Raw genomic sequence first — 4,289 nt, 5'->3', positions numbered from 1 at the left:
TGCCCTTCGTCGACGAAGTTGGAGGAAAGGGGATCGAGGGGATTGCCGCGTTCGCCGTCCTCCAGGCACGCCGACATGATCAGCGTCAAGGCGAGGATACTGGTGCCGATCTGAGCCTTGGCCATCGTCCGCTGGTTGGCAGTGAGGATCGTGTTATAGTCGAGTCTCGATGGTTAGTTCGATGCCGACGGGGGTAGCCGGAGGTCAATTATCCATGCCTCCGGAATGTAGGTATCGATGACGTTCCGCGTCAGGTTTAGCCAGCGCGCGGTCCGATCGAGGACGGCCGAGTCAGAGCTGGCCGCGACCAACTCCGATGATTTCAGTATACGGTCCGGGTTTGTGACGAGTTCGACGCTCCAGGATGCCCCGCGCCGCGTTGCTTCTGTCCGAATGATCTCCGCAAGCCGTCCGCTGTTGGACACCGGCCGATCAATCAACCATTCCGTTGATTCCGGAGCCGTCGTTTCCAACTCGTTTCCTATCAAACGAACGGCAAGGGTGGTCTCGTCGACTTTCCGGTACGACCCGTGCACACTGGCGAGGTCGCGGATCGTGTCGTCCTGACAGAGGAGGAGGACGCCGCCGGCGATTGCTGCTTCGACCGACACGATCACGTTGAGGCCGTCGACTTGAAGTGCCTGGCCACGGGTCTCGCTCGGCGACAGGAGACGCGATGTGCGATCATCTCGCGACTGTTTCGAACAGGACGCGCGTCGGATCGCGATCCGCTGCCTTTCATGCAGCTGGTATCGATCACCGACAAGCTTGAGAGACGATCGGATCGTGTATCCGCGAGTCAACAACCACGAAAGATGACTCCCGGCCTCACGAAGGATGGGTACGACCTCATCGGAGAACAGGCCGCGATCATCGGGGTGCGGTCCTCTGTGTTTGCGGCGGTCCGGGCTCATCTCGCCGTCCTTTCATGCTTCAACACCCAAGATATATGGTCGAAACTCATATTGGAATTGTTCGTCTCCATAGAGAAAGGGCTTGTGCAAGAGTATCGGCAGGGCGTTTATTGGCCCTCCCGCCAGGGCACATGGACTACATGGAATCGTGAAGCATACCGGATACGATCTCGCTGCAATCACCTCTTCGGCCACCCGGGCCGAGGGTGTCAACCGCCTGGACATGCGGCCGGGAGACGTATTGATTGTCAAGACACGAAACTCCGTCTATGCCGTACGGGCACTCGGTGAGAGTTCCTACTCGGTATCGGGCGGATGGTTTGACCGCAAGTTCGGCGGCCCTTTTCAGACGACGATTGCCGGCTGCACGTGGGGCGGAACGGTATTGAAACGTGACCTCGTGGCAGCGTGTGGAATGCACCTCGAGTTCGGTAACCGCGTCGTGACTTCGACTATTCAGAAAGTCTGCCACTTCCCGGGTCGCAACCTCAACTGAGCCGCCGGCCGGCTACTTTGTCCCGCTTGCGGTCGCTGCGTCGATGGCAGACTGTGTCGCCTGGATCTCGTTCTGCTTCTGTTGACCCGAACTCAGATCCGCTCGTGTGTACGGCGACGTCACCGGATTCGGAACGTGCTCGCGCGGACCCAGCTCAGAGAGATCTTTCCAGGCGCCGGTAGACGTGCGGGCCTGAACGTCGCCCGATATTCGGTCGACTCTCGTTGCGAGGTGTGTTTGTTCTGCGTGAGGTCCTTCGCCGGCGTTGTACTCCTGGTAGCGCGTCGGCCACACGAAGTACGCGAATGCGCCGGCAAGAACGAGAAGGACAAAAAGCTTCTTCATGGCAGGGTCGTGGTCGTGGAGGAATCTCTCCTTGTATCGACCGACACCCCGACTCACATTAAGGGCAGTCCTGACAGGCCATGGCAGGTTTACGACGCGTCGTTAAGAATCCAGTCGGCGATCACCTGCATCGCCTTCGGTGAAAAGGTTTCCTCGATGGCGGCATACTCGGACGGCGCACCGGTCTCGGACGTCTGGAAGAGGTGGTTGAGCCCCTCCATCTCAACAATGCGAAAGTTCGTGTTGCCGCCTTTCGTCAGTGCGCGTTCTATCTCCGGAAGATTTTGATACGGCGGCACCTGAAGGTCCTTTTCTCCGTTGATCACAAGCGTCGGGCACGTGACCTTCTCAAGCGTCGGTCGGGGGTCATAGGACAGGAAGAAGCGCATCCACGGAGACGCAACCTGTTGTACCTGCGGTTCGATCATCGCTTCGGAAAGTCCTGACGCCGTCCGCTCCTGCTCATCCATCCCTTCCACCGTTTGGACCAGGAATGCGCGGAGCTTTTCCCGAACCTCATCGAGTGGCGCATCAGACATTGCTATTTCGAACATGGCTTCTTGAGTGGCCCGGTTGCTCGCGATTCTCTCTTCGTCGGCTCCGCCGGCGCGCAGGATCACGGCTCCCTGCTCGTACAGAATCTCCTCACCGGTCACACCGGGCCCCGCCATCAGCACGATGTATCCAAGATCGTCGCGATCAGCGGCGACGACAGGTGCAATGAGCCCTCCCTCGCTGTGACCGACAAGCCCGATGCGCTCTGAATCTATTTCCGACCGTCCCTTGAGGAAATCGACGGCGGCGGAGGCATCCTCCGCGAAATCGACGGACGTCGCTGTCGCAAAGTCTCCGGTAGATTCAGCTATTCCGCGATCGTCGTAGCGTAAGACAGCAATGCCCTTGCGGGTCATGTAGTCGGCCAGGACGTGGAAGGGTCGATGTCCGAGCAGGGCCTCGTCTCGATTCTGCGGTCCGGATCCGCTGATCAGAATCGCTGCAGGGAAGGGTCCGTCTCCCTCTGGAATCGTCAGGGTACCGGCCAGCCGGATGTCTGCATGTGTATTGTCAAACCCAACCTCCTCTTCGATATAGGGATAAGGAGGTCTCGGCTGCTGCGGCCGATCGGGCAACCTGATACTTTCGTCGTCGGCTGGCTCGAGCCTGAGGGGCAGTGTGCCCCCGCCCTGGCTCCAGGTGCCTTCAATGGCGGATCGGTCGGTTTCAATCGTGCCCTCATAGGTGCCGGCGACGGCAGGGAGCTGGATAGTGATCGACGATCCCGATCCGGAGATTTCGCCGAGGGGAATGCCGGTCGCACCCTGGTCCGGGCTGTCGAGAGTTCCCGTCAATACCCCGTCGTCACCCTCCTCGATGTGAAACACTATGCGCAGTTGTGTGCCACCCGCGTTCAGGCGACCCATCCACGTTCCCGTGACGTCTATGTCGGGCCTGGATGGCGGAGTCTGGTCCTCCGCGGCCTCGACCCTCATTTCCAGATTGAGAGGAAAGGACTGGCCGCCCTGTGACCAGGTCCCTTCCAGCTGACTCTCTGTCAGAGTGGCCCGGTACTCGCCGGCCAGGCTTGGTACAGTCGCGACCACTTCGCCCTCGGCTACGGTTACGGACCCCAGCGGAATCCCGGTGGCGCCCTGATCCGGACTGTCCATCGTTCCGCCGTATGACCCGTCATCGGAAGTCGCGAAGTGGAAGACGAGCGTCACTGAGGCTCCGGGCACTGTCAGGGTGCCCTCCCATGTGCCGGCAACACCGTCACCTGAATCCTGGGCGTACAGGGGTATGAACATGAAGAGAGCAAGCAGCGTAAGAGCGGCCTGTTTGAACATCTGTGTCATGAGATTGTCGTGCCTTCTTTTGGAGGTTTCGCGTTGGACATTCCAGGTTCAACGAGGACTTTCGAAAGTACGTCCCGGCGTACGCGATTTCACGCTCGATGGATGCACCCTTCGTGTTGATTTTGCGAAGGTTACGCCCTATAAAGGGGTTCTGCGCCGACTTAACTGCCTGTCCAGCAAGGCAAATCTCTGCCCGCAAGGGCTGAAGGGGGAGAATTCGATATGACTCCGGGGACAACTATTTCCCATTATCGCGTCGTAGGCCAGCTCGGCCGCGGCGGAATGGGCATCGTTTACAAGGCCGAGGACACGAAGCTCGACCGGACGGTCGCGCTCAAGCTGCTTCCTCCCCATGCTCTTATTTCGGAGGATGATCGGGCGCGGTTCTACCGTGAGGCCCGGGCGGCTGCAGCGCTCAATCATCCGAACATTGCGCACGTTTATGAAATAGACGAAGCGGAGGCCGACGGGGAGTCCCGCCCGTTCATCGCGATGGAGTACATCGACGGGGAGTCGCTCGCGGACCTTGTCGCCAAGGGACCGCTCCCGCTGAAGGACGCCATCTCGTATGCCTCGCAGATCGCCGAAGGACTCAAGGTGGCGCACGAAGCGCACGTGGTGCACCGCGACATCAAGAGCGGCAACATCATGCTCACCAAGAAGGGAGTCGCGAAGATACTC

At 59.7% G+C, this 4,289-nt stretch carries 5 protein-coding genes; 2 read left to right on the top strand and 3 right to left on the bottom strand.

Annotation, left to right across the window (positions count from 1 at the left end; all coding sequences use genetic code 11):
* Positions 1 to 173: 173 nt before the first annotated feature.
* On the bottom strand, positions 174 to 914 hold the full coding sequence (locus HKN37_11755) for a DUF434 domain-containing protein (GenBank protein ID NNE47321.1): 741 nt from the start codon (positions 912 to 914) through the stop codon (positions 174 to 176).
* A gap of 148 nt (positions 915 to 1,062) precedes the next feature.
* Here HKN37_11755 and HKN37_11750 point away from each other — a divergent pair, with 148 nt between their 5' ends.
* Positions 1,063 to 1,410, top strand: a complete 348-nt coding sequence (locus HKN37_11750; protein ID NNE47320.1) for a hypothetical protein — start codon at positions 1,063 to 1,065, stop codon at positions 1,408 to 1,410.
* Positions 1,411 to 1,422: 12 nt separating this feature from the next.
* Here HKN37_11750 and HKN37_11745 read toward each other — a convergent pair whose 3' ends face one another.
* Positions 1,423 to 1,755, bottom strand: coding sequence for a hypothetical protein (locus tag HKN37_11745; GenBank protein NNE47319.1), 333 nt, complete (start codon positions 1,753 to 1,755; stop codon positions 1,423 to 1,425).
* Between the two features lie 89 nt (positions 1,756 to 1,844).
* Positions 1,845 to 3,176: an alpha/beta fold hydrolase gene (locus HKN37_11740; protein ID NNE47318.1), complete on the bottom strand. Its 1,332-nt coding sequence runs from the start codon at positions 3,174 to 3,176 to the stop codon at positions 1,845 to 1,847.
* 654 nt (positions 3,177 to 3,830) lie between these two features.
* Here HKN37_11740 and HKN37_11735 point away from each other — a divergent pair.
* A partial coding sequence (locus tag HKN37_11735; protein NNE47317.1) for a serine/threonine protein kinase occupies positions 3,831 to 4,289 on the top strand: 459 nt, incomplete at its 3' end.

Source organism: Rhodothermales bacterium (assembly GCA_013002345.1).
Taxonomy (GTDB): Bacteria; Bacteroidota; Rhodothermia; order Rhodothermales; family JABDKH01; genus JABDKH01.
The sequence above is the reverse complement of the archived record's forward strand: the minus strand, read 5'-3'. Positions and strand labels throughout refer to the sequence as shown.